The organism is Cupriavidus sp. PET2-C1, from assembly GCF_054515855.1.
The window spans coordinates 912714-937530 of record NZ_JBTNRJ010000003.1 but is presented as its reverse complement, the minus strand read 5'-3'; the positions used below and the strand labels follow the sequence as shown (position 1 = coordinate 937530).

The window sequence follows — 24817 nt, the reverse complement described above, 5'->3', positions numbered from 1 at the left end:
ACGTAGGCGGGTAGATACTGACTACGGGTGACTAAGGGTTACCCGATTTCTTCATGGACGTTTGGCCCTCTACCCGCCCGGCTGAGGGCCTTTTTCTTTGTGGGCGTCTCTGCTGTCTTGCGGCCTGCCGATGATAAAAGCCTCTACAAGGCTGATACTACATTAAGCCAAAACGGGCGGAATCAGAGCGAGAGTAGCTCTTCGTTAATTGGTGGGCCTCCCGTGAGTCGAACACGGCACCAACGGATTATGAGTCCGCTGCTCTAACCAGGCATGAGCTAGAGGCCCGATGGAGCGGGTGAAGGGAATCGAACCCTCGTCATAAGCTTGGAAGGCTTCTGCTCTACCATTGAGCTACACCCGCGCGCGATGCGCGGCATGATAGCAGCTACCCCAATCGGTGTGGCACGATTTGTTCGGTTAGACAACCCTAACCGTTCTGCGCCACCCTCGAATTGCGGCCCCAAAGTAATCGGCTTGCCACGAGCGGTCATTAGGGGACGGCGCCATCTTGACGCCGCATTTATGGATAATCGGCTCCCCGGACTCCTTGGTATCGATGCCCCTCTTCGAACCAAAGCTCGGGGCTCAAGCGGCGCGGCTATCTGCCAATAACCGCGGCAAAACGACGGTCGTTGGGCCGCCCTGCACTCACGCTTCCGGAATCAAGAACTTGTCGCGATTCTTACCGAGCCAAGCCGGTGCACGGCCACGGCCAGTCCAAGTTGCGCCCGTCTTGGGGTCTTGATACTTTGGCGGCAGGGATGTCTTGGGTTTTGCCGGCGCCTTAGCCACCGCGTCTGCTGCGGGACGGCCACGGCGACGCTTTGGAGCGATGTCGTCGGCAGTCAACTCGTACTGTGCCATCAGGGCTCGAATCTGTTCGATAACGCCAGCGACTTCTGTTGCTCGCACTTCGACGATCTGAGCCTCGAGTTTTTCCTTTTCGGCAAGCAGTTGTTTGTATGATGCCATTGCTTTCTCCATTTCTATGGTAACTTCAGCATCGTACATTATTTTGAATATTGCAACACGTTCAAACGATATATCGAGGTCTACACCAATCAAGGGATAATGTAGCCCTAGCCTTCAATTCGCAATGCTCTTCGCATCGAGTTCCGTGCGATGTGAGAGCAGTGCGGCGTACAGCGAAAAACGAGTTCACGCTCGTCTCGCGCGCGGGTTGGCCTTGGCGTGTTCGATCGCCTTAAGTGTTTCTGAGTCGAGGACTGCCTGGGCGTCGGACGGAATGGCAAACAGTTTGCCATCGATGTCATGGACGTGTAGCGGCTCATGGGTGACCGCATCCGTCACCAGCGCGCGGCCGGTCAGGCGCAGGGCGGCTTGAAGATGTGATTGTCCCGAGACGATCCGGTAATTGCGCCCATCTGATCGTCTCACCACCGCGTCAGTGGGGATCTCGCTGAGCTCGATAGTGCCGAATCCGGGGAGCGACATTTCCTCGATGCGATTCTTGATGCAGGCGACCATCACGGCGACGCCGGGGCGCTCGGATGCCGCAAGCCGTTCATATTGCCCGAGGAGGATGTTGGCCTGTTCGATTGAGGGCGTTGTGTAGACATAGGATTGGATGGCGGTCGGCGGCCGAGTCAACCGGGTCGCCATGATTGCGAATGCCCAGTCCCTTTTGTAGTTGCAGTGTGGGCAAACCCAGCCGTACTTGGTGGCAATCAGGATGCCAGGGGCGCCACCTTCGACTCCGTGGCGATGGTCGGCGCTGTTCCTGCAGGTGAAGGCGTGCAGAACCGGGCCGCCGAGGCCGACCTGGTTCTCGTTAAGCTTCTGGACCTGATCGTCGGTGAACGGTGCGCGAATGTAGCTCATGGCATTTGAGAAGGCAGTTTCGGCGTGGTGTAGCGATCGCCGCGCGGTCGGCTCCCGCCACGCTCGGGAGTCTGCCCGGCGGCTAACAAATTGGGCGCCAGGACGTACTGCGGCCGCCGCCTCTTTCCAGTTTATGCCCGGGAGAAGGTCTATGTTGCCTTGGCCGGGTCCGAACCTCTTGTGTGCTCCGACCTAAATCCATTCCGCCTCCTCGAAGCAGCCAGGAAAATCTGCCCGTCCTGTTCGCGGCGATGGGGAGGGATGGAAACCGCCGTCCCCTTTGCCTCGCGCAGGAATCCGGCCCGCGGATATGTGCCCGCAGACTACACGCCACCGGCGCCCTGGGGCTCAGTGCCGCGTCAGTGGCCGCGATCTTTGGCATTGTCGATTGGCCTCCCGGCTCGCCGCGTCCAGCGCAGACTGCGAATCGTCGGATATGGCAACTGCCGACCATCGGCTTCGTGCGCTGCAGCATTTTCCCAGTGGCTGCATCTTGGGGTCTTCATATGTTCGATGAGATTTGGCCTGGGGCCAAGATAAGCACACGCGGGCGGAGATCGCGGCTTGGTCTGCTGGAGCGGCCCTCGCGCGAGCACATGACTCTGCTGATCGAACATCCGACCTAGCTAGACACCATAGGCGATTTTTCCGAGACCCTGGCCAAGCGTGCCCGCTTCGAGGCCGCGGTCCTTGGCGAGCCAGGCCATGAGCCTGGACGCGGCCAATCTCAAGGAGATCGTGCCGGAGAAACGTCACACAGTGGCGCTGTTCAACCATATACGGGTATGGGCACAGGACGATCCGACCGCGTGCTCGACATCGTCGCCGAGGGCAAGGTGCCCCCCTTTGGGCGATGTGGAGCGTCTACGAGAAGGCTGCGCCGAGGTCTGTGCCTTCAGCGACAAGAGCTATTTGCCCCTGCTGCGGCCGACCCAGCGCCTGCCCGTGCTCGCGGTAGCGGTCCATCCACTTCGTCAACATCACCACCTCATGCCGGGCTCCAGGCTTAGTCGAGAATCGGGTACGCAGTTCTATCTAGAGAGCAGATTGGCCGACTCACTTTCCCGGGAATCGCAGATATCTCCGCAGCACGGTCCGGAGCCGTCACGATGGTCCAATGTGCTCCGGACGAAAACTGCCACAGCTTCTCCCAGGCGACCGGGACCGATCCCCCGCCCCCTGCAGTGGGGTGACGTCACGGCCGCACGGGGCTATCATCAATACGCGTATCGTGACGCGCTATGACGCGATCGGACGTGTCCATGCAACGATGAGTACTGGTCATGGCACCCAAAAGCCTGATGTTTCCCTTAACAAAATGTCCGACGACGTCCGTAGAGGCACTAGTCAAGCAGATCCGCCGCCTGGACGCCGGCAAGGTAGTCATTATCGGGGGCGATCCGCTCAAGGCGCAGGCACTGAGGGACAAGCTCGCCGTCGGCGGCATGGTTGTGAACGTGGCCGCCCAGTGAATGGTCGGAGTTAGGCGACGCCCAGCGGGCAAAGGATCTCGGCGGACCGCGTTCGCCGGCGATGCGATGTTGGCCTTGGCCGTCGGACTCGCCGAGTCTGACGAGCCAGCAGCTCCCGGCACCGCCAAGGCGGCGGAGTTGGCGGCGGCGGCCTACGTTCGTCGAACTTCCAACGAGAGTCCGGTTGAGGTCAACGAAGTGCCCAAGATCGCGGGCGACAGAGCCCTGGTTCGAACGGTGTATGGCGCGAGGAAGGGTTGTACCGTAGGACTCGTTCGTGATCCGTCCGACGCGAAGTACGGGTGGTCCGTGCGATCCTCCTAGTGCTTTACTGGGGCTTGACCGGAGGCTTTTCCCCACCGCGATGTAGGCTAAGGTGTTATGGATTCTAAGGTGTTATGGATTGGTTTCCCGATTGCAGCCAGCCGCATATGGAGGGAGCGGCGCTAATGCTTTCCGATGATGCTCTATTAATAAGTGCTGTATTTATAACCCACAAAAAAACACCTCGATCGACTCAAGGTGGTATCCATTGGTCCGCTGCGCAGAAAGGAGAGAGCGACGCTCCTGGTCAGCCGAGCCGAATTGCGTTAGGTGCCGCACAGCGCTGGCTTGCCCCATCGTTGCCGTCATGTGGGCTGAGGGGGGGCGCCGGCGCACCCGGTTCTTCATTCGTGATCGGCCCTTGGCCATCGGCCTTCCGCCGCGCGCCCGTCCGCTCGCGCGACGCCACGCGCAATTCTGCCAGTAGCTGGCGCGCCAGCGCCGCTTCGGCTCCGGCCCGCTCGGCCTGGCGCTGCGCTCGCTCGACGACCACGAGCCGACCGGCCAGCGTCGCTGTCTGCGCCAGTTCCGTGCGAAGGTCTTTGGCCGCGTGCTCGCTCTTCTGCCTCGCGGCGCGTTCCTGGGCGATGCTCACCTGCCCGCGCGCCCGTTCCAGTCCGGTCGAGAATTGGGTACGTAGCTCCACCAGCGCACGGCCAGCTGACGGCTAGCTGCCTCCAGCTCCGCCCGCCCAGCCTCCAGCCGCGCCTGGGTTGCGGCATGCGCTTGCCGCTCGGCGTGGCGCACCTCCGATGTTGACCTTGTAACCCCGCTGCGGTAAGCGCCCTTGGCGAGGATATTCGCCAAGGCTGGGCGCGTGCGAGGGGCGTTTACGGGGACGTCCCGGCCCAGCCGCATGCCGGCCACAGCGCCGACCGTGATTCCGGAGTCAAATGGCACCAGGGCTGGCGCGCGGGACGGCCCATCAGCGTCACACACGGAGCGTGAATTGCAGACTGCTTACGTTTGCTGCGAGTTCAGGACTCCATACAGCGGGCACGCTGCACCTCGTCAGCATCCACAGCATCCTCGGAAACAGGCCGATTCTGCAGGCGGCTGTGCATGGCCTCGCATCGGATCAACATCGTTGCAGCGGGATCCTCTTCACCGCCGGCAATGCCAGCCTCAGCAGCGACCCGCAGATATACTTGCCGGGAGGCAACGGCGACGATCACAAGGATGGCTCCGACGCCGAAGGCTCGGACTGCAATTTGGAGGTATTGCGCCATAGCGAACTTGCACCGTATAGCAGGAGGTAATTGGCAGTGAGGCTACACGAGGATGTCTCGGGACGGTGCCACGCCGTTGCGGGATTGACACAATCCGGCTCGCCGCGGCGGGTCGGATCGCGCGTTGCGTGACAGCGCATGGCGGTATTGAAGAGAACGTCCCGAAAATCGATCGCGGCCCTGCCGAACGGCCACTACTGGGCCACGCCACAGGCGCCCTTCCCGCTGGACGGTCCAAACGGCCATGATGAAGTCTTTCCGGGCGCCCACTGCATCAGCGACGGAAAATGGGTCACCTTCTATAAGGGCGGGGAAGACGTATGGGCCTGCAATGCCGTGTATGCCGCCGGCCATTTCGACTTTGCACCGGTTCCAACCCGCCGCCCGCCGAGGGAAACTGAGGGTCGGATGTTCCCCAGGCCGTGGGGTACGTTTCGCCCCCTCCAAACAGCCTAGACATCCATTTTTCGGCGACCGGGCGTTATGTTCAATGCTGCTTCCGCGCGAAGACTAGTGCCTCTGGCAACTGTGCTGCCGCCGGTGTCCCGTAGTAGCTCCTCGTACATGCGTACGGAGAGTCTTGTAACAACGATAGAGGGTTCGGAGCAAAGGGATCGTCGCCGACGTCAGGCCGACTCACTGGCCGATATAGTGCAACAGCTGACGAGGCAGCGAACAGGTGCGCAGCCTCGGCCGGATCACCGAAGCGCCTGGCCGGGCTATCACAAGCCACGGTCGCCACCGGGCCGGCCTAGCCGACAGTATGGCCGCTTGCATGCAGGAAGACCCGTTGGATGTCAGCTCGTTGGAACGCCGTAGCGCTTGAATAGGGCCTCGAAGAATGCTTTCACGTCGGCCTTCGCTGTGGGCGGCTGCAGTTCCGCTGCCCCGAAGCGAAAAACTTCATAGCCGGCGAGCTTGAGTTCGCGGTCGGCCTTGACCATCTGTGCATAGCGCTGCGCGTCAGCGCTGCCCGTGGCGTCTGCATAGTGGTGCTTACCGTCGACCTCGATCACGACCCGCACGCCCTGCGGCAGCAGGAGCAGAAAGTCCATGCGAAACCTCAGAAGCGCATCTGGCCCTCGCTCTTTGACCGTCCGTGGGTCCCAATGCAACCAGACTTCGGGCAGCAGCGCCGGCAGTTTGGGCACAGCACTGCGAAACCCCTCGAAGAAGGCATCGAACAGCAAGATTTGCGGTGGAGAGTTGCGTGGCAAGCTGGCCTTGAGACGCGTGTACAGCGAGCGCTTGGCCTGCGTGGCGTCGGCGATCTGCTCTGCTTCGCCCCACCACTGCTGCAGATCGTTCCAGCGTAGCCCGTCATTGCCGATGGGCCGGTCATAGACGAGCACTTTGTCCGCATTGGTGACGATCTCGACGTCGTTGTCCAGCGCGTCGCGAAAGCGCAGGTCGGGCTTGTCGGGCGAGGCGAAGATGAGATTTTTCGGCTGGCCTTTGGTCGTTGCGTGCAGTGAGACCAAGGAGAAGATCGGGTAGCCGCCTTCCGAGTCGGTCTCGCGCAGCTCGACGCCGCAACTGCGCAGCGGCTCGTTAACACAGGCGACGAAGTGGCGTTGCGCGGCCTCGTCGGGGCGCACGTCGGCCGAAGCCAGTCCCTCCAGAAGCAGCGCGAATCGCAGGTCGGAGGCGTCATACGCGCCCAACTGGTCGAACAGCACCTCAGCCGGCCAGTCCTCCGGGTTGCGATGGACGTGCTGCTGGATTTCAGCGCGCAATCCCGTGGGCTCTACGCCCAACAGGTGCATCCAATCATCGGCATCCAAGATCCACAGCCGCTCCAGCAGTTCGTCGAACCTGCGGGCATCCCCATACAGCTCTTCGCTATTGAGCCTGCGCGCGACCTCGCGCCGATACCGCTTCGGAATAGGTGGACAGGGGCTGTCGCTCCAGAGGATGTCCTGAATCTGGTTGCGCGTAGTGGCGTTGGGTGCGTGGCGCACCAACAGCTTGCGTGCAACGGCCGGCAGGTCCGGGTCCGCTACAGCGTCGAAGCTGGCGGCTATGCGTTCGCGCTTGGAACCATCGGCGCCAGGCGCAGACAGCCCCAATTCTTCGCAAAGCGTCGGCAGCATGGTGTGGGTGCCGGCATCCTTTAGCGCGGTGACGAGAGGCTCCAGCAGGTTGCGAAGTCGCGCGTAGTCCATTGGCGTGCGACTCAACCTCGCAGCGCCATGGCGCGCAGCAGCGCGTCGATCTGCCCGAACGCATCCTGCTGCCACTGTTCGGGCGTGCGATCGCCCAGCGCATGCGTGTCTTCGACGAAGCGCCTCACGCAGGTGGGCCCGTAACCCTCGAAGGTGTCGAACTTGTCGGCGATGTGTCGGAAACCGCGCTCGCCACTGGCATGCCCCAGCAGTAGGCGACATTCCTGTGCCAGCACCTCGATACCGCCGGGGTAGTTTCGCACGCAGTAGTAGATGTCGTAGGCGTCCTTCTGCTTGTAGCGGCCCGCCAGTGCGTGACCTTTCATGGCCAAAAGAGCGGGAATTGAACACACCGCGATCTCCACCCGGTTGGTTCCGCCGTCGGGCATCGGCCCTGCCACAGCGACCAGTTGGTAGAACCGCATCGCCAAGTCGGCGCCGTCCGCCCGCTGCACAGCGAAGTCGTTGATCAAGGGAGGATCGTTCTTGACGATCTCCGAGTCGCGCGGCATCAAGAAATCGACCACGACGTCGATCGCTTCCCCACCATCTCGTGTCGCAACCTGGCGAACCAGCTGGAAGCGCCGAAGCCCCTCGCGCTGCGCGTATCCATGGCCTTGAAGCGCGCCAATCAAGGTCGCGTACTCGCCATCGCCGAGTGCTTCCGCATCCAGTCCTACGTCCACGTCGAGCGTGCCGACGTGCGGCATATCCTCGTTGGCCAGCAGCAGCCAAGGAACTGCGCCGCCAATGATGGCGAACTTGCCCTTGAAGCTGCCAAGGATCTGGCCGATCTCGATCAGCACCGACTTCACGGCTGCGGTCGTCCGGTCGTCGTATTCGGCGGCCGACTGTGGTTCCTGGGGTGTCATTTGGGCCATGAGAGCCTTTCTAGGCGCAGGTGCTCGGCGGCCTCAGCGCCGCGTTCGCCCGCAATGGATAGATCAAGGTAGGTCTGGACCGGGCTCGTGCAAATCGCGCCCGGTGCAGGTTCAACCGTGTCAGCGAGCAGACCCAAGTCCTTCGGGACGGTGACGACCACGTTCTCCCCCTTAGAGACAGTCGCGAGCTTCAGTGCGGCTTGGAGCTTGCGCAGACCGTCTTCGTCAGCGAAGAAGTAGTGGGTGCCGGTTCGCCCATAAGGCGCAAGCCACTGTGCCGCCGAAAAGGACGCGAAGGCAGTATGTCCCTGGCCGTCTTGTGTGCCCAACGCATTGCGGGCCGCGTCTTCCAGTGCGCTGCCATGCAATGGCGTGTAGAACCGCAGCCGCTCACCTGACGGCGGAGTGTAGCTGTCCCGCCATGCGTCAAGCAGTGCGTCGGGCGCTGAGAGGACGAGGCCATCGTCCGAGGCGCTCGCCCATTCCCGATCAATCAAGCCGGTGCGCACATTGCTGACGTGCCCCAGGCTGACTCCGGAAATTTCCGACAACTCGGTGACGCGCCAAGCACGGTCGGGCTCGCGCAGCATGGCGCGTAGAACCTGGGCCGACTTCGGCCTGAACAGCGACTTTAGTTCGCGTTGTTCGGCCGCGGGCTTGTCTGCCACCATGCGTTCGATGAACACGCCGCCGAAGGCGATCCGGGCGTTTCCCTCCAGGTCGAGATAGCCGACGCCCTTTTCTGCGCACAATTGCCTCACCGCAGGTGAGAGGTAGGGTGCGATAAAGACGGGCGTCGCCTGCGGGGCTCGCTCCGCCACGTAGTTACGCAGTTCGAGTAGCGCGGAACGGGCGTACCGCGGTTGGCCGTTCGACTTGTACTCGCAGATGAGCAGGTGCTGCCGCCCGTCCACGAGCAACCGGGCGATCAAGTCCGGGCGCCAATCGCCGGACACGGCGGCGGCATCGATGCCTTCGATCTTAAGGATCGGGATCTTCTCAAGCAGCCGTCGCAACGCCTCGCCAGCACGGGCTTCTGCCTATTTCATTGGATGAGCCTCTTTCAGCATTCGCTGAAAATACCATATTTTTTGAAATATGCCCAATATTTTCACTGAATCGCACGTTTTCACCAGATGCTGAAAGTTGCGTTTGCGGTGAAAGTCTGGGCATGGTAGCCGCCACGGTGAGCCTTACCGAGCCGCTTAAGAGGCTCATTAGGCACGGCCAACGACAGCACCGACTCTGCCGCACTGGCCTTCTTGCCATACCCGAAAGTGCGTCGGCGCAAGTACGAACTCTGGCAGGTCGACACGCCTCATCCGCAATTGCTGCTGGTGTTGATGCAGAACATCAACATCCGTCAGACCTTGGAAGACTTCGCGTCGAAGATCCGCAGTCTCCCAAAGAAGCTCCGAGACTTCCGTGAACTCAGCCTCAGCCATCCGTTCGAAAACAGCACCCTCGACCTTAAGTTTCAGCCCGTTTGAGGTGACATCCTCTTCGAGCTGGCAAAGTGCATCGACGAAGAGCGGAAAAACCGTGTCATCACTCATGGCCGAAGAGACGAATTTCAAGGTCTCTTGGACTCGCGTGACGATCGCCTCTCGCTCCTCCGTGCTCCGCTTGAAGAACCGCTTCTTGACATATTGGGCGACTTCGCCTGAGGTGAAACCCTTCAGGCTGTCGATCGGCACGCCATGGCGGCGAAGGGATGAGACGGTTGTCCCAACAGTGTCCTCGCGTCCAGCCAGGAACACGCGCGTCTGCCCCAATTCGGCGTTCAGTGCCTTGATGGACTCCACGAAAGGAACGAGTTCAAAGCTGGACGACATCATGCTTAGCAGCTCATCGATTCCGTCAATCAGGATCAGCAGGCTGCCGCTGATAAGCAAGAGGTCGAACACCTTTCGATTGGCCGGAGCGCGCATCGGCATGGCGCCGGCAGTGCTCAGCGCCATGGCATGAAGCTCGCAAAGCTCAAACAGCGAAGCAACATGCCAACCACGTAGCTTCACCCTACTTTGGTGGGGAGCGTAATTTTCAAATAGCGAGCGAAACTAAGAGTACATAGAAAAACCATCCGGTCCGGGAGAGTGCCATGATATTGAAACGTCTGCCCATCATGGCCGCTCTCACCACGGCTGCCTGCTGTGCAGCCCCAGTTGCAGAGTCCAAACATCAAGCAACGCCTGTTGAATTTGGCTATGTTGCGGAGCAAGGAAAGTCGTGCTCACCAGACACTGGCAACCTAGATGGATGCGTCAAGCAGATCAATGGGTTTCAAAAGAAGTACTGGCGCTTGGCACTGGTACCTGACGAAGGAATCACGAGGCCCGGATATACCCCGCCGACTACTTGGCAAAGCCTTGTACGCGGCATCCATAAAAGCGAAACCATTGTTGCGTCTTCGCTTTACGTAGAGCGAGCCGATGCCTCGTTCGAAGTTCCACTGGTAGCACTTAAGATCACCAACAACGAGCAAGCTAACGACACGTTGCCGAAACGGCCACAGATGCTAACACCATGGTTTCTCGGCGCGCGAGACGCAGTAGTGGACGCAAATGTTGCGCCAATGACAACTCTTGTCAGCAACAATACCTCAAACTTTGTCGACGTTGCTCGAGGCGCCGTTCAAGTTGTTGCCTTGTTCAATCCTGTCACTGCAGCGGTCCTGGCACTGCCCAGCACAAAGACCGGGCTCGACGGTCTCAGCCGTTTTGAAGAACGCATGAATGAAGCCCGCGCGGGATCGCATACGCTGACAGCCCAACTTCGTAGGATCTACCCCCAGTATTTGCGTGACATCACTGTTTACGAGCAAAACGTCACTGGTGAAGGGTCCAAGCAGGTGCTGTATCGCGTTCGGCCTGTCACGCGGGACTCGCTGTTTGTCACGTCCGTAACAGACGATCTGGCGCTGTCAAACATTCAAAGAATCAAGGTACCCTCTCCGTCCGGTCAAGCTGTTCCTCCAAGCACGACAGCTGGACAGGGGGCAAACGAGCCTCAAAGCGTACAGTTGCTCTCCTTGCTGTCCACTCAGTTTCCCATCCCCGCTACCGGTCAGATATCCACCGAAACCTGCGATGCGGTGCTGGCAAAGCTCTCTGACTATGAATACAACGAGCTTGATTCCTCGTTTATTACCGCGGCTTGGCTGTCAACGAAGGGATGGGACACCACTCTGAGTCGACGCGACCCGGATGATCATTGTTACCATCGCGTTGCCTCCGGCATGTCCGGAACCACCTACGCAGCTCGCCTACTCAAGCCTCGGGATGAACTGGATCGCACGCAGAAGGAAGAGGAGCAGGAAAGTCGCCAAAATTTGATGGCAACGTCACGAAAATTCTTCGACGAAATTACCGTATTACTGGATGGGAAGAACACTGAGCTTTCCAAAACGAGGTTTGCGGATAGCGTGACAATCTCTGCCGGTGCCAGCGCACCGGAGCTAGACACATTCTTCGATGCGGACCTTGCCAAAGCCCCGAGGGTCGCCTACGCGTCGGATCTAGCTGCGGTGCTGGCGAGCCCCGAAAAGCCTTACCTTTACTACAAGCGTAGCTCATTGGACAACTGCTACCAACTCCTGCCGAATACGGTCAGCTCAACAGTGCAAGCTCGGTGCTTCTACGTGCAGCGTGCCGACGGTACCAAGCAACGGTACTCTGTCATGATCGGGCTGGACCGCTCGTTGTCGGATACCGATGGTGCAGACGCCAGAATCGTTTCGATTCAATTTCAACAACCTTTATAGCGACAACCGAGCAACAACAACGTCTCATTGCCAAACGACTTACATAGCCAGCGCTACCGTGACATAGTGATTGCCACGGGGCAACGTAACGCGATAGGCAGCACCGCGATCTCAGACAATCGATAGTCAAGGACGTTACATGCACCCACTAGCATTCGCCTTCACCGTTGCGGCACTTGCCCTTCCAACTCACAGCAACGCGGAGACCTTCCAGCCCCTCCCTGCATCACGCGAACTGCTCAGCGGCATTGACCTATCTGGAAAACCAGTCGCTCAGAGTTTCAAGAAGGATTTCGATGATTGCGACAAGATTCCTCATCACGTTCGAGGCAAACCGCAGGCCCAGTGCATGGGACGCCGCAAAGTCCTCCCGAAGCCGGGCGGCAATGGTCAGCCGACATGGACAAAGGACGAGAAACTCCCTGGAGTAGACCCGAACAACAATACAACCCTATTGAAGCTGGTGAGTGGAGCAATACTCTTCGACGCTAAGATGGCCCTCGATGCGGACGGATCGGACTACGCCAAGAAGCGCGCCAAGTTTCCCGATAGTCCGGACACATCCTTACGGTATTCAGACCGCACGAGCCTTGACGCGGACAAGGTGGCGTATGCGGTACTGCCGCTGGGATTCCCCGAGGCTACAGGCCTAACTCTCGGAGATGTTGCTGCGATCATCTACCGAGACAAGATCACTTACGCGATCATTGGCGATCAAAGCAAGCCATTTCGGATCGGTGAAGGCTCCATCCAGCTTCATGAGGCTCTTGAGCAAAACGGCTGTCTCAGGCGAGATCAAACCGGTGTATGCACGCAACCGAAGGGCCATAGCATTCCCAGAGACGTCATCTATCTTGTGTTTCCGGGAACCAGATCCGCCCTGTGCCCAACATCACAAGCGCCCATCGACCCCCACAAGCTCTGTTCAGAGATCACGCCTGCCAACATCAACCAGCGTGTAGCCGAGGTAGGCAAGACTGCGTTTGAAGAACTAAAACGCAACTGATGACACGGGTAGCTTGGCACCTGCCTCTCGCCTTACCGGCAAACAGGCTTTTGAAGGCTGCGCGCTATCGCTTGTGACTCCGTGACAGTCTTGTATGCTTCAAGCTGCCCGAGGGCCGTATTGTACTTGGTCGCGGCCGCGTCGGCTTGCCTGACCTCGCTGAGACAGGAGACGTTTAGGGATCCGATCAGTGTGGATCGGCACTTAACGACTGCTTCCATTGCCTTGGCGTGCTCGTTCGCGGCTTCAGTCATCGTCCGCCCGACGTGCTCCACGTCGAAACCAGAGGACATGGTTTCGATCTTCCGATCGCCCTCCGCGCGCTCCTGCGCGGAGACACATTCCGCGCCCGGCGACTGCGCCATGGCCACCCTGCTTGCGAGTGCGATTGCTGTGAAGCCGCGGGCGAAGAATATTAATGATTTCTTGTTCATGTTCACTGTGTGCAAATGCGAGCCAGAGTAGGAGCTGCTTTTCCGAGAAGGCAAGCTCAGAGCCGGCGCTCCTATCGGAGCCAGCGCCGGAAGCGGTTCAGATCGGCACCGATGGGCGCCACCCAGATATTGTTGGCGAGATGCCTGCGGGCGCCCAGTGCGCGGGCACGATCAATGTCGGCGAGCGGCACGTTCAGGACGGTTTCCTGGACGGCCCACTCCGGCCGATATGCGGCGTGGCTATGCCGGTCGTGGATCAGGTGATTGATCTCTCCGTCGGGCAGACCCGCTGCCAACAAGCGCGCCTTCTGCGCATGGATCAGCGCGGTCAGATCGGCCCCGCTGTGCACCGCCTCACGCAGCAGGCTCTGGAAGACCGCCTTCTCTTCATCAAGGTTGAACATGCTTGGTCCTCACGTTTCGCCCCGCGCGGATCGCCATTGCACAATGGCCGGTATGACGAGGCCGGCGAGCCGACGCGTGTCAGCCTCTGTGCCCGAGTAGTTGAACGAAAGAGATATCGTTACAAGTGCGGCACGTTCGATGATGGAGCGAGCGCTCTGGAGAAGGTCTCGAATGTCGTCGTCGCTGCAGAGATCCCCGGTCGCCCACTTGTTCGATCGGTTGAACAGGTCAAGGCAAAGGTCAAAGATCAGCGGTCTGTCGAATTGCACCTGAGCAAGCTGGCCTGCATTGTCGTGCATGTACTCGTGGGCTCCGGCCTCGGTCAGCAGCCGTTCACCAAGGCCCGGCTCAGTGCCCGTTTGCTTGCAGAAGAAGTGCACCTCTGTCACCAGTTTCCGGATCACGGCTGGTGCGATAAATGAGTCGTATTGGATGCGCTCTTTGTTGCGAACCATTGCCTGGATTTCCGTAAGGTCGGCCGCTATCAGCCGTGCATCTTGCCGCGCGCTTCCACAGACGAGGTCAAGTCGCAAAGCACATAACAGAAGCCCGGAATATCCTCGGAGCGAGGAATCTGCCGACCAGCAGCGGTCTTGGCCTTGCCATCGCGAATTCGCTGGAGATACCCCAACGCCTGTTCGATGGGATCCTTCTCCTCCCCTTGTGCCGCGTCGTTTCTCATCTGCCGCTTGATTTCGATGATCGACAACGTCGCGGGCGGCGTTCTTTTGTCTTCGGCCACCAACAGACGTTCATCGAAGACATTCAAAATGCAAATATCCGGCTCTTTCGTCTCCACACAATCGGTTATCGGCAGTGAAGAAAGTGGGCGATCCGACGCCAGGAAATTGTGAAACGCGAGACGCTCATCAATCAGCCAAAGATTACAGCTATCGAGATGGATCTCATGTGACGTCTTTCGCAATGGCATAATGAGCTCATGAATTAACTCTTCCTTTGCGTACTTACCTTCAGCATCGCGCTCAATAGCCTTGTCCAGGATATCAATGATATCCTGGCGGTGAAACACATAGCTAGCCAAGTCAGATTTCTTAATATCGTCTGCCTTCTTCAAATACTCTGCCAATCTTGCCTGGTATTGAACTGGTGACTCACCGCTATTGAAGTTCATTACCGCGTGCCCTTCGGATAGAAAGCTGCTTTCAATCTCTGACAATTGCTGCGGATCGGACAGATCGACTGCTCTGCTAGATGGTCGCCTGTCTTGCTCGCTGGCTGGCTCAGAACTGCCGGGTGTACCTACAGCACAAGGGTTGTAGGTACACCCGCCGAATCTGCTTGACGCTACTTTACTTCCAGTTGGCGGCAATCGCTCCTTCTAATGCATCGCGGTAGTTTTGAGGAAGCGTGGACTGTCCGGACGCCGGCGGGCTGAATGCTGCCATGGCACTTACCAGATTCTCCACCTGGCTATCCAACAACAACTTCCCATCCGCCGTTTTGAACTGCTCCACGTGATAGGCCGAGCCGGAGTACCAGTTGGAGATAGTCACTTTGTCGGCGGAACCGATGACGTTGACTTCCAAGTCCGAGCTGACACGACGGAGCCACAGTTGATCGGCAGCGATGTCCGGGCCAAACTCAAGAACATCCGCATTACCGATCGCTGCATCAAATTCGGAAATGCGGTCTTGGCCTGCGGTCCTATCGAATCTGTACAAATCGTTTCCAAGGCCGCCGTCCAACACGTCATCGCCGGCGCCACCAATGAGAATGTCGTTGCCATTACCGCCATTGAGCGAATCGTTGTCGGCACCGCCATCCAGCAGGTCATTGCCGTCACCGCCATTGAGCGTGTCGTCGCCGGCTTCCCCGTAGACCTTGTCGTCGCCGCCGAGCGCCGAGATCGAGTCGTTGCCACCGCCAGCGTACAGCGTCTCGCCCACGCCGCTGAAGGAGAGGTTGTCCGCTCCCTCCGTCATCCGGATTGGGTAGGCCGCGTACAACTCGGCCACCGACAGCGTCTTGCCGTCCGAGAACTGGAACTGGTCGACCGCGTAGGCACTGCTGACAAAGTGATTCTGCAACGTCAGCCGGTCCGACTGGCCGTAGGTTAGGATCAGATCGTTGCCCGAACGGGTCACCCCGGTCAGGTCGGTCGAGTTGACGTTCTCGAAGCGCACAGTGTCGACCCGGCCTGCGCCGGTGTCGTACTGACTGATCAGGTCTTGCCCGCTGCCGACGCGGAACACAAAGGTGTCGTTGCCATTGTCGCCGCTCAGCGTGTCGTTGCCGGCTCCGCCATCCAGGACGTCGTTGCCGTTACCGCCATTGAGCGAATCGTTGTCGGCACCGCCATCCAGCAGGTCATTGCCGTCGCCGCCATTGAGCGTGTCGTTGCCGGCTTCCCCGTAGACCGTGTCGTCGCCGCCGAGCGCCGAGATCGAGTCGTTGCCACCGCCAGCGTACAGCGTCTCGCCCACGCCGCTGAAGGAGAGGTTGTCCGCTCCCTCCGTCATCCGGATTGGGTAGGCCGCGTACAACTCGGCCACCGACAGCGTCTTGCCGTCCGAGAACTGGAACTGGTCGACCGCGTAGGCACTGCTGACAAAGTGATTCTGCAACGTCAGCCGGTCCGACTGGCCGTAGGTCAGGACCAGGTCATTGCCAGAGCGCATCACCCCGGTCAGCCCGGTCGAGCTGACGTCTTCGAAGCGCACGGTGTCGATCCTGCCCGTGCTCGTGTCGTACTGGCTGATCAGATCCTGTCCACTGCCTATGCGGAATACATAGATGTCATCGCCAGCACCACCGTCAAATTTGTCGTTGCCGACTCCGCCATCGAGCACGTCGTTACCTGCTAGGCCTTCAACTATGTCGTTGCTACCGCCCCAAACAATCGCGTCGTCACCTGACGTGGCACCCGTTGCTATATTGCGAATGGTGGTTGTATCCCAGACAGTCTTGTCATTGAACTGGATTTGATCGATCTGATACCCGCTGACGAAGTGATTGGTGATCTTGATTTGATCGCTCGTTGTTCTCAGTGAGACGATCAGATCGTTGCCAACGCGATTCAGGGAGAGATCGCTAGGAGTGATTTCGGCGCCGAGCAACAGTGTATCGACCTTGCCCGCCGTGGTGTCGGCGCTGGAGACGGTGTCCTTGCCCGAGCCGCGGCCGAACAGGTAGACATCGTTGCCGGTGCCGCCGTCGAGCGTGTCGTTGCCGGCACCACCGTCCAAGGTGTCATTGCCGTCACCGCCGGACAGCCGGTCATCCCCGTCGCCGCCGAGCAGCACATCGGCCCCGGCCTCGCCGTTGAGCGTGTCGTTCTGCGTGCCGCCCAACAACGTGTCGTCGCCAGCGCCACCGTTCAGGGTATCGGCACCGTCGCCGCCATCGAGCGTGTCGTTGCCAGCGTACCCATACAGCGTGTCGTCGCCGGCCAGCCCGGAGAGCGTGTCCGCCGTGGCATAGCCTTGCAGCGTATCGTTGTCCGCGCTGGCCACCTGCACCAGCGCCTTGATGGCCGCCACATCCCAGGTCGCGCCGTCGGCAAAGCGGATCTGCTCGACCTGGTAGCCGTAGGTGGCGTCGTTGTAGAAGTAGTTGGCGACGGTGAGGATATCGGCGCTGCCCTTGAGGGTCAGCACCAGGTTGTTGCCGTCGCGCACCGCCTTCACATCGTCGGCGGTGATGCCATTGCCCAGCTGGATGACATCCTGCTTGCCCGCCGTGGTGTCGGCGCTGGAGATGGTGTCCTTGCCCGAGCCGCGGCCGAACAGGTAGACATCATTGCCGGTGCCGCCGTCGAGCGTGTCGTTGCCGGCACCACCGTCCAAGGTGTCATTGCCGTCACCGCCGGACAGCCGGTCATCCCCGTCGCCGCCGAGCAGCACATCGGCCCCGGCCTCGCCGTTGAGCGTGTCGTTCTGCGCGCCGCCCAACAACGTGTCGTCGCCAGCGCCACCGTTCAGGGTATCGGCACCGTCGCCGCCATCGAGCGTGTCGTTGCCAGCGTACCCATACAGCGTGTCGTCGCCGGCCAGCCCGGAGAGCGTGTCCGCCGTGGCATAGCCTTGCAGCGTATCGTTGTCCGCGCTGGCGACCTGCACCAGCGCCTTGATGGCCGCCACATCCCAGGTCGCGCCGTCGGCAAAGCGGATCTGCTCGACCTGGTAGCCGTAGGTGGCGTCGTTGTAGAAGTAGTTGGCGACGGTGAGGATATCGGCGCTGCCCTTGAGGGTCAGCACCAGGTTGTTGCCGTCGCGCACCGCCTTCACATCGTCGGCGGTGATGCCATTGCCCAGCTGGATGACATCCTGCTTGCCCGCCGTGGTGTCGGCGCTGGAGATGGTGTCCTTGCCCGAGCCGCGGCCGAACAGGTAGACATCATTGCCGGTGCCGCCGTCGAGCGTGTCGTTGCCGGCACCACCGTCCAAGGTGTCATTGCCGTCACCGCCGGACAGCCGGTCATCCCCGTCGCCGCCGAGCAGCACATCGGCCCCGGCCTCGCCGTTGAGCGTGTCGTTCTGCGCGCCGCCCAACAACGTGTCGTCGCCAGCGCCACCGTTCAGGGTATCGGCACCGTCGCCGCCATCGAGCGTGTCGTTGCCAGCGTACCCATACAGCGTGTCGTCGCCGGCCAGCCCGGAGAGCATGTCCGCCGTGGCATAGCCTTGCAGCGTATCGTTGTCCGCGCTGGCCACCTGCACCAGCGCCTTGATGGCCGCCACATCCCAGGTCGCGCCGTCGGCAAAGCGGATCTGCTCGACCTGGTAGCCGTAGGTGGCGTCGTTGTAGAAGTAGTTGGCGACGGTGAGGATATCGGCGCTGCCCTTGAGGGTCAGCACCAGGTTGTTGCCGTCGCGCACCGCCTTCACATCGTCGGTGGTGATGCCATTGCCCAGCTGGATGACATCCTGCTTGCCCGCCGTGGTGTCGGCGCTGGAGATGGTGTCCTTGCCCGAGCCGCGGCCGAACAGGTAGACATCGTTGCCGGTGCCGCCGTCGAGCGTGTCGTTGCCGGCACCACCGTCCAAGGTGTCATTGCCGTCACCGCCGGACAGCCGGTCATCCCCGTCGCCGCCGAGCAGCACATCGGCCCCGGCCTCGCCGTTGAGCGTGTCGTTCTGCGTGCCGCCCAACAACGTGTCGTCGCCAGCGCCACCGTTCAGGGTATCGGCACCGTCGCCGCCATCGAGCGTGTCGTTGCCAGCGTACCCATACAGCGTGTCGTCGCCGGCCAGCCCGGAGAGCGTGTCCGCCGTGGCATAGCCTTGCAGCGTATCGTTGTCCGCGCTGGCCACCTGCACCAGCGCCTTGATGGCCGCCACATCCCAGGTCGCGCCGTCGGCAAAGCGGATCTGCTCGACCTGGTAGCCGTAGGTGGCGTCGTTGTAGAAGTAGTTGGCGACGGTGAGGATATCGGCGCTGCCCTTGAGGGTCAGCACCAGGTTGTTGCCGTCGCGCACCGCCTTCACATCGTCGGTGGTGATGCCATTGCCCAGCTGGATGACATCCTGCTTGCCCGCCGTGGTGTCGGCGCTGGAGATGGTGTCCTTGCCCGAGCCGCGGCCGAACAGGTAGACATCGTTGCCGGTGCCGCCGTCGAGCGTGTCGTTGCCGGCACCACCGTCCAAGGTGTCATTGCCGTCACCGCCGGACAGCCGGTCATCCCCGTCGCCGCCGAGCAGCACATCGGCCCCGGCCTCGCCGTTGAGCGTGTCGTTCTGCGTGCCGCCCAACAACGTGTCGTCGCCAGCGCCACCGTTCAGGGTATCGGCACCGTCGCCGCCATCGAGCGTGTCGTTGCCAGCGTACCCATACAGCGTGTCGTCGCCGGCCAGCCCGGAGAGCGTGTCCGCCGTGGCATAGCCTTGCAGCGTATCGTTGTCCGCGCTGGCCACCTGCACCAGCGCCTTGATGGCCGCCACATCCCAGGTCGCGCCGTCGGCAAAGCGGATCTGCTCGACCTGGTAGCCGTAGGTGGCGTCGTTGTAGAAGTAGTTGGCGACGGTGAGGATATCGGCACTGCCCTTGAGGGTCAGCACCAGGTTGTTGCCGTCGCGCGCCGCCTTCACGTCATCGGTGGTGATGCCATTGCCTAGCTGGATGACATCCTGCTTGCCCGCCGTGGTGTCGGCGCTGGAGATGGTGTCCTTGCCCGAGCCGCGGCCGAACAGGTAGACATCGTTGCCGGTGCCACCGTCGAGCGTGTCGTTGCCGGCGCCACCGTCCAGGGTGTCATTGCCTCCATAGCCGTACAGGCTGTCTGCACCGTTGCCTCCGAGCATCGTTTCGGCCCCATCCGTGCCATTCAGTCTCTGACCGCTTGGTAGCGTGGCTGTCAGATTCGCAAGCACGGCTGCATAGTTCCAGCTGGTGTCATCGCCAAATTGAATGCGATCCACCGTGTAGCCCGCGGTGCTGGCACCATGCTGATAGAAGTACGAGGAGACGCGCAGGCTGTCGTTCGTGCCGTTGATGGTGACGATCAGGTCATCGTTCTCGCGGCGCAGCGTCACATCTGAGGCCTTCAGGCCCGTCATCTGGATCACATCCAGCTTGCCCGTCGTGGTGTCGTTCGGTGCGTAGTTGTTGATAGTGTCCTGGCCGGAGCCAACGCCGAAGACGTAAGTGTCCGACCCGTATCCGCCAGTCAGGCTGTCGTTGCCGGCGCCACCGTCGAGCGTGTCGTTCCCGTAGCCGCCGTCCAGCGTGTCGTTGCCTTCCTGGCCCAGCAGGGAGTCGTTGCCATCTCCACCGTACAGGCTGTCGGCACCGGTACCACCTCTGAGCGTGTCATTGCCGACATCGCCGTACAGGGTGTCGCTGCCCGCGCCACCATCCAGCACGTCATCGCCGCCCCTGCCGCGCAGCGTATCGTTGCCGTCCAGACCATTCAGCGTGTCGACCGTTTCATAGCCCGTCAGGCTGTCATTGTCTGTGGTCGCCAGCAGGACCCGGGTCTTCACCGTCGCGATGTCCCAGGCCACGCCGTCGGCGAACTGGATGCGGTCCACCGCGTAACCGTAGGTGCTGACCCCATCCTGATAGAAGTAGGATGAGACGCGCAGGCTGTCGTTCGTGCCATTGATTGCAATGACTAGGTCATCGTTCTCACGGCGCAGCGTCACATCCGAGGTCCTCAGGCCCGTCAGCTGGATGACATCCAGCTTGCCCGCCGTGGTGTCGTTCGGTGCGTAGTTGTTGATGGTGTCCTGGCCGGAGCCGACGCCGAAGACGTAAGTGTCCGACCCGTATCCGCCAGTCAGGCTGTCGTTGCCGGCGCCACCGTCGAGCGTGTCGTTGCCGTAGCCGCCGTCCAGCGTGTCATTGCCTTCCTGGCCCAGCAGGGTGTCGTTGCCATCTCCACCGTACAGGCTGTCGGCACCGGTACCACCTCTGAGCGTGTCATTGCCGACATCGCCGTACAACGCATCGCTGCCTGCACCGCCGTCCAGCACATCGTCGCCACCGCGCCCGCGCAGGGTATCGTTACCCTCCAGACCATTCAGCGTGTCGACCGTTTCATAGCCCGTCAGGCTGTCATTGTCCGTGGTCGCCAGCAGGACCCGGGTCTTCACCGTCGCGATGTCCCAGGCCACGCCGTCGGCGAACTGGATGCGGTCCACCGCGTAACCGTAGGTGCTGACCCCATCCTGATAGAAGTAGGATGAGACGCGCAGGCTGTCGTTCGTGCCATTGATTGCAATGACCAGGTCATCGTTCTCACGGCGCAGCGTCACATCCGAGGTCCTCAGGCCCGTCAGCTGGATGACATCCAGCTTGCCCGCCGTGGTGTCGTTCGGTGCGTAGTTGTTGATGGTGTCCTGGCCGGAGCCGACGCCGAAGACGTAAGTGTCCGACCCGTATCCGCCAGTCAGGCTGTCGTTGCCGGCGCCACCGTCGAGCGTGTCGTTGCCGTAGCCGCCGTCCAGCGTGTCGTTGCCTTCCTGGCCCAGCAGGGTGTCGTTGCCATCTCCACCGTACAGGCTGTCGGCACCGGTACCACCTCTGAGCGTGTCATTGCCGACATCGCCGTACAGGATGTCGCTGCCCGCGCCACCATCCAGCACGTCATCGCCGCCCCTGCCGCGCAGCGTATCGTTGCCGTCCAGACCATTCAGCGTGTCGGCTGTTTCATAGCCCGTCAGGCTGTCATTGTCCGTGGTCGCCAGCAGGACCCGGGTCTTCACCGTCGCGATGTCCCAGGCCACGCCGTCGGCGAACTGGATGCGGTCCACCGCGTAACCGTAGGTGCTGACCCCATCCTGATAGAAGTAGGATGAGACGCGCAGGCTGTCGTTCGTGCCGTTGATTGCAATGACCAGGTCATCGTTCTCACGGCGCAGCGTCACATCCGAGGCCTTCAGGCCCGTCAGCTGGATCACATCCAGCTTGCCCGCCGTGGTGTCGTTCGGTGCGTAGTTGTTGATGGTGTCCTGGCCGGAGCCGACGCCGAAGACGTAAGTGTCCGACCCGTATCCGCCAGTCAGGCTGTCGTTGCCGGCGCCACCGTCGAGCGTGTCGTTGCCGTAGCCGCCGTCCAGCGTGTCGTTGCCTTCCTGGCCCAGCAGGGTGTCGTTGCCATCTCCACCGTACAGGCTGTCGGCACCGGTACCACCTCTGAGCGTGTCATTGCCGACATCGCCGTACAGGATGTCGCTGCCCGCGCCACCATCCAGCACGTCATCGCCGCCCCTGCCGCGCAGCGTATCGTTGCCGTCCAGACCATTCAGCGTGTCGGCTGTTTCATAGCCCGTCAGGCTGTCATTGTCCGTGGTCGCCAGCAGGACCCGGGTCTTCACCGTCGCGATGTCCCAGGCCACGCCGTCGGCGAACTGGATGCGGTCCACCGCGTAACCGTAGGTGCTGACCCCATCCTGATAGAAGTAGGATGAGACGCGCAGGCTGTCGTTCGTGCCGTTGATTGCAATGACCAGGTCATCGTTCTCACGGCGCAGCGTCACATCCGAGGCCTTCAGGCCCGTCAGCTGGATCACATCCAGCTTGCCCGCCATGGTGTCGTTCGGTGCGTAGTTGTTGATGGTGTCCTGGCCGGAGCCGACGCCGAAGACGTAAGTGTCCGACCCGTATCCGCCAGTCAGGCTGTCGTTGCCGGCGCCACCGTCGAGAATGTCGTTGCCATTGCCACCGCTGAGGGTATCGTTGCCGGCGCCTCCCAGAAGAGTATCGTCGCCGTCCTGGCCGCTTAGGCTATCTGCCCCGCCTAGTCCAAAAAGAATATCGTTTCCACTACCACCAGTCAGTACGTCACTTGTGCCGTTGCCTAACCAAGTTCTAGACAACGATCGAATGCTCGTGAGAAACGATTCCTTCTGGACGGAGTCAGGAATGGACAACCAAAGCCGTTCAACTCGCTCCCATCCATCCCAGGCAGGCGGTAGTGAACTGCCATTGCTAATAACTCGATTAAAATCAATCAGGTCGGAAATCTGAGAAAAAATATCCTGGTTTGCTGAAGAATCAAATAATTGTTTCACGCGATCAAATGATAGCGTTGGATCTCCATTTTTGTCAAAAATCAACTCAATTGCCGCTATATGTGGCTTGAGTCTGGTCTGAGTTAACAGCGCGTCGTAAACCGAACCTTTGATGGCATCAAGGGACTGTTGTAGCAGATCGCGCCGGGTAGACCACAATTCGAGAGATGGCGAAGTGGTAAGGAGTGTTTCTGGTTCGGCCTTGCCATTAAAAATGGATGTGATGGCCAGAAGCCGTTCTTCCGCCAGAGTGACTGAACTGCTCGCGTTTGGATGTTGGTCTCTCCAACCCTGGACGAAACGGTGCGTACGATCATAGTCGAGATCGCTCGTTCTTGCCCATGCTTCAATCAGTCCGTCAAGAAGATCCAACTGCTCCTGCCTGCTTTGCGTACTTGCGTATTGGTGCAGTATTGCCCGAAGTGCGGTCCCGGCGGTCGTATCGAGACTCGCAGCCTGCCTTAGATCTCTGACGCGGCCTGACCCGTGCAGGTTCGGAAGTGCGCTAACGTCGTTGCGAATCGGAACGTTATCATCGTATGCCCGATGAAAAGTATCTTCACCCAGATCAACATCGGCCATGTTACCGACGTCCCCTAGGGACCCTGTACTCCCATCGCCACGGGTGAACGTTCCGATATCAGCAATGCGATTCCCGTCCGAGAGGATTTGATTATTCTTTTCCGCTTTCGTATTGAAGGCGGTAATCCCAAGCTGATCCAGTGATAACAACTCTCCAGCTTGACTGACGCCATCCTGATTGAGATCGCGCCACACGCGCAGTTTGGCCCAGTTAGCGTCCTGACTATTGACCTTTCCATCCCCATTGGAGTCTTGGTCTCTCAGCGCCTCAAAACCATCTCTTGCGCGCTGTCCAGACGCCATGATTGTCGAATCCCCGAACAACTCCCCACCGTTGTCGATCTTGCCATTGTTATTTCGATCGAACACCAGAAAGCCGTCATCCGGCCTCACCCAGCCCGTTCCATTGCGGATACCGTCGCCGTCGTGATCGAAGAGCACCCCGCTCGCGCTCGCCCCCACAGTCTCCAGGCCGTCTCCATCCAAGTCGAGCGTCAATGGATCCCGTCGTTGCTGCGCCCGCTGCGCCAAGTCGTAAGCTTGAGAAGAGGCATCGCTGATCGCGCCATCGCCATGGCCGAGCGCTTTCATCATTTCCGAGATGTTGGATGGAAACTTAAATACATTATCCCAAAATGGGATTGATCCTTCCTGGGGTATACCTAAACGGGGAGCAACCGAAGTCTCCCAAAGATACTCGCCGAGCTTGGCGCCAACGAGACCCATGCCCGCCGCGAGCCACCACGGTGCGGTAGTGGCTACCATGGCACCGACTGCCATACCTGCGAGGATGCCGAGTGCCTTCTCTCCAACCTCGTAGGAAGATGCGCTGGGACCTTTTATGGTGTTCAACAGATCTGCCGCATCGACAATCACGCCTAAATTCGAGCTAAGGGCTTTTATGTTCTGTGATACCGGGGCCGCTGTCCGCGAAAAATCGTTGTACCAATCTATGTTGTCAAGCGATTGAGTTACCGCTTGAATCCTAGACTGAACCATATCACTGCCATGCTGCTTCTGGAGAATACTAAGCTCGGAGCTTAGTGCTGATGTCACCCTATCCCACGCTTGGGCCATTTCATGGTTTACGATGGCTGAACGAATTTCCTGTCTAGCAAGATCGTTAGCGGCCGAGATAAGGCTATTGAGTTTTTCGGAAGCGCCCCCCAACATTTTCCCAAGATATTCCGCTGAACTGCCTGCGGCATCCCATCCGTCCATCTCATTCCAAGCCATGC

At 60.3% G+C, this 24817-nt stretch carries 15 protein-coding genes, 2 tRNA genes and 1 pseudogene; 3 read left to right on the top strand and 15 right to left on the bottom strand.

Annotated features, from left to right (window positions below; all coding sequences use genetic code 11):
* Positions 1 to 209 precede the first annotated feature (209 nt).
* The 4 genes from ACX12D_RS38020 to ACX12D_RS38005 all read right to left on the bottom strand — a co-directional run bounded on the left by ACX12D_RS38020 (position 210) and on the right by ACX12D_RS38005 (position 1845).
* A tRNA-Ile gene (locus ACX12D_RS38020) sits at positions 210 to 288 on the bottom strand.
* A gap of 2 nt (positions 289 to 290) precedes the next feature.
* Positions 291 to 364 (bottom strand) — tRNA-Gly (locus ACX12D_RS38015).
* Between the two features lie 287 nt (positions 365 to 651).
* The gene (locus ACX12D_RS38010) at positions 652 to 975 is read right to left on the bottom strand and encodes an H-NS histone family protein (protein WP_459376954.1); all 324 of its coding nucleotides are present in this window, start codon (positions 973 to 975) and stop codon (positions 652 to 654) included.
* Between the two features lie 186 nt (positions 976 to 1161).
* Positions 1162 to 1845, bottom strand: a complete 684-nt coding sequence (locus ACX12D_RS38005; protein WP_459376953.1) for a hypothetical protein — start codon at positions 1843 to 1845, stop codon at positions 1162 to 1164.
* A gap of 1283 nt (positions 1846 to 3128) precedes the next feature.
* Between ACX12D_RS38005 and ACX12D_RS38000 the strand changes: the two genes are divergently transcribed.
* Positions 3129 to 3317: a hypothetical protein gene (locus ACX12D_RS38000; RefSeq protein WP_459376952.1), complete on the top strand. Its 189-nt coding sequence runs from the start codon at positions 3129 to 3131 to the stop codon at positions 3315 to 3317.
* 571 nt (positions 3318 to 3888) lie between these two features.
* On the opposite strand, the pseudogene ACX12D_RS37995 reads toward ACX12D_RS38000, so the two are convergent.
* From ACX12D_RS37995 to ACX12D_RS37970, 6 genes and pseudogenes are all read right to left on the bottom strand, one after another.
* Positions 3889 to 4379 (bottom strand): annotated as a pseudogene (locus tag ACX12D_RS37995) (DNA-binding protein); the annotation flags it as partial.
* A 239-nt stretch (positions 4380 to 4618) separates the two neighbouring features.
* Entirely contained in the window at positions 4619 to 4870 is a 252-nt protein-coding gene (locus tag ACX12D_RS37990; protein ID WP_459376951.1) for a hypothetical protein, read from the bottom strand.
* A gap of 797 nt (positions 4871 to 5667) precedes the next feature.
* Positions 5668 to 7035 (bottom strand): AbiJ-related protein, encoded by a 1368-nt coding sequence (locus tag ACX12D_RS37985; RefSeq protein ID WP_459376950.1) that lies wholly within the window; start codon positions 7033 to 7035, stop codon positions 5668 to 5670.
* An 11-nt stretch (positions 7036 to 7046) separates the two neighbouring features.
* Positions 7047 to 7916: a hypothetical protein gene (locus ACX12D_RS37980; protein ID WP_459376949.1), complete on the bottom strand. Its 870-nt coding sequence runs from the start codon at positions 7914 to 7916 to the stop codon at positions 7047 to 7049.
* Positions 7904 to 8932: a hypothetical protein gene (locus ACX12D_RS37975; RefSeq protein WP_459376948.1), complete on the bottom strand. Its 1029-nt coding sequence runs from the start codon at positions 8930 to 8932 to the stop codon at positions 7904 to 7906. The genes ACX12D_RS37980 and ACX12D_RS37975 overlap by 13 nt, the downstream gene beginning before the upstream one ends.
* Positions 8933 to 9133: 201 nt before the next feature.
* Positions 9134 to 9877: a hypothetical protein gene (locus tag ACX12D_RS37970; RefSeq protein ID WP_459376947.1), complete on the bottom strand. Its 744-nt coding sequence runs from the start codon at positions 9875 to 9877 to the stop codon at positions 9134 to 9136.
* Positions 9878 to 10017: 140 nt separating this feature from the next.
* Between ACX12D_RS37970 and ACX12D_RS37965 the strand changes: the two genes are divergently transcribed.
* Both ACX12D_RS37965 and ACX12D_RS37960 read left to right on the top strand, forming a co-directional pair.
* Entirely contained in the window at positions 10018 to 11679 is a 1662-nt protein-coding gene (locus tag ACX12D_RS37965) for a hypothetical protein (RefSeq protein ID WP_459376946.1), read from the top strand.
* 139 nt (positions 11680 to 11818) lie between these two features.
* Complete coding sequence (locus ACX12D_RS37960; protein WP_459376945.1) at positions 11819 to 12685, top strand: glycoside hydrolase family 75 protein; 867 nt, start codon at positions 11819 to 11821, stop codon at positions 12683 to 12685.
* Between the two features lie 32 nt (positions 12686 to 12717).
* On the opposite strand, the gene ACX12D_RS37955 is transcribed toward ACX12D_RS37960, so the two are convergent.
* From ACX12D_RS37955 to ACX12D_RS37935, 5 genes are all read right to left on the bottom strand, one after another.
* On the bottom strand, positions 12718 to 13119 hold the full coding sequence (locus ACX12D_RS37955; RefSeq protein WP_459376944.1) for a hypothetical protein: 402 nt from the start codon (positions 13117 to 13119) through the stop codon (positions 12718 to 12720).
* Between the two features lie 71 nt (positions 13120 to 13190).
* A complete protein-coding gene (locus ACX12D_RS37950; RefSeq protein ID WP_459376943.1) occupies positions 13191 to 13523 on the bottom strand; it encodes a DUF5710 domain-containing protein in 333 nt (110 codons plus the stop codon).
* A gap of 9 nt (positions 13524 to 13532) precedes the next feature.
* A complete protein-coding gene (locus tag ACX12D_RS37945; protein ID WP_459376942.1) occupies positions 13533 to 13979 on the bottom strand; it encodes a hypothetical protein in 447 nt (148 codons plus the stop codon).
* Between the two features lie 29 nt (positions 13980 to 14008).
* Positions 14009 to 14656 carry a hypothetical protein gene (locus ACX12D_RS37940; RefSeq protein ID WP_459376941.1) on the bottom strand — a complete coding sequence of 216 codons (648 nt, stop codon included), beginning with the start codon at positions 14654 to 14656 and terminating at the stop codon, positions 14009 to 14011.
* Positions 14657 to 14834: 178 nt separating this feature from the next.
* Positions 14835 to 24815 (bottom strand): calcium-binding protein, encoded by a 9981-nt coding sequence (locus ACX12D_RS37935; RefSeq protein ID WP_459376940.1) that lies wholly within the window; start codon positions 24813 to 24815, stop codon positions 14835 to 14837.
* Positions 24816 to 24817: the final 2 nt, after the last annotated feature.

Bases quoted from the DNA above. Each gene is read 5' to 3' on its own strand.
- ACX12D_RS37955 (WP_459376944.1), bottom strand. From the start codon at position 13,119: ATGAACAAGAAATCATTAATATTCTTCGCCCGCGGCTTCACAGCAATC.
- ACX12D_RS37940 (WP_459376941.1), bottom strand. From the start codon at position 14,656: ATGAACTTCAATAGCGGTGAGTCACCAGTTCAATACCAGGCAAGATTG.
- ACX12D_RS37935 (WP_459376940.1), bottom strand. From the start codon at position 24,815: ATGGCTTGGAATGAGATGGACGGATGGGATGCCGCAGGCAGTTCAGCG.
- ACX12D_RS37945 (WP_459376942.1), bottom strand. From the start codon at position 13,979: ATGGTTCGCAACAAAGAGCGCATCCAATACGACTCATTTATCGCACCA.
- ACX12D_RS37985 (WP_459376950.1), bottom strand. From the start codon at position 7,035: ATGGACTACGCGCGACTTCGCAACCTGCTGGAGCCTCTCGTCACCGCG.
- ACX12D_RS37960 (WP_459376945.1), top strand. From the start codon at position 11,819: ATGCACCCACTAGCATTCGCCTTCACCGTTGCGGCACTTGCCCTTCCA.
- ACX12D_RS38000 (WP_459376952.1), top strand. From the start codon at position 3,129: ATGGCACCCAAAAGCCTGATGTTTCCCTTAACAAAATGTCCGACGACG.
- ACX12D_RS37965 (WP_459376946.1), top strand. From the start codon at position 10,018: ATGATATTGAAACGTCTGCCCATCATGGCCGCTCTCACCACGGCTGCC.
- ACX12D_RS38010 (WP_459376954.1), bottom strand. From the start codon at position 975: ATGGCATCATACAAACAACTGCTTGCCGAAAAGGAAAAACTCGAGGCT.
- ACX12D_RS38005 (WP_459376953.1), bottom strand. From the start codon at position 1,845: ATGAGCTACATTCGCGCACCGTTCACCGACGATCAGGTCCAGAAGCTT.
- ACX12D_RS37980 (WP_459376949.1), bottom strand. From the start codon at position 7,916: ATGGCCCAAATGACACCCCAGGAACCACAGTCGGCCGCCGAATACGAC.
- ACX12D_RS37990 (WP_459376951.1), bottom strand. From the start codon at position 4,870: ATGGCGCAATACCTCCAAATTGCAGTCCGAGCCTTCGGCGTCGGAGCC.
- ACX12D_RS37970 (WP_459376947.1), bottom strand. From the start codon at position 9,877: ATGGCGCTGAGCACTGCCGGCGCCATGCCGATGCGCGCTCCGGCCAAT.
- ACX12D_RS37950 (WP_459376943.1), bottom strand. From the start codon at position 13,523: ATGTTCAACCTTGATGAAGAGAAGGCGGTCTTCCAGAGCCTGCTGCGT.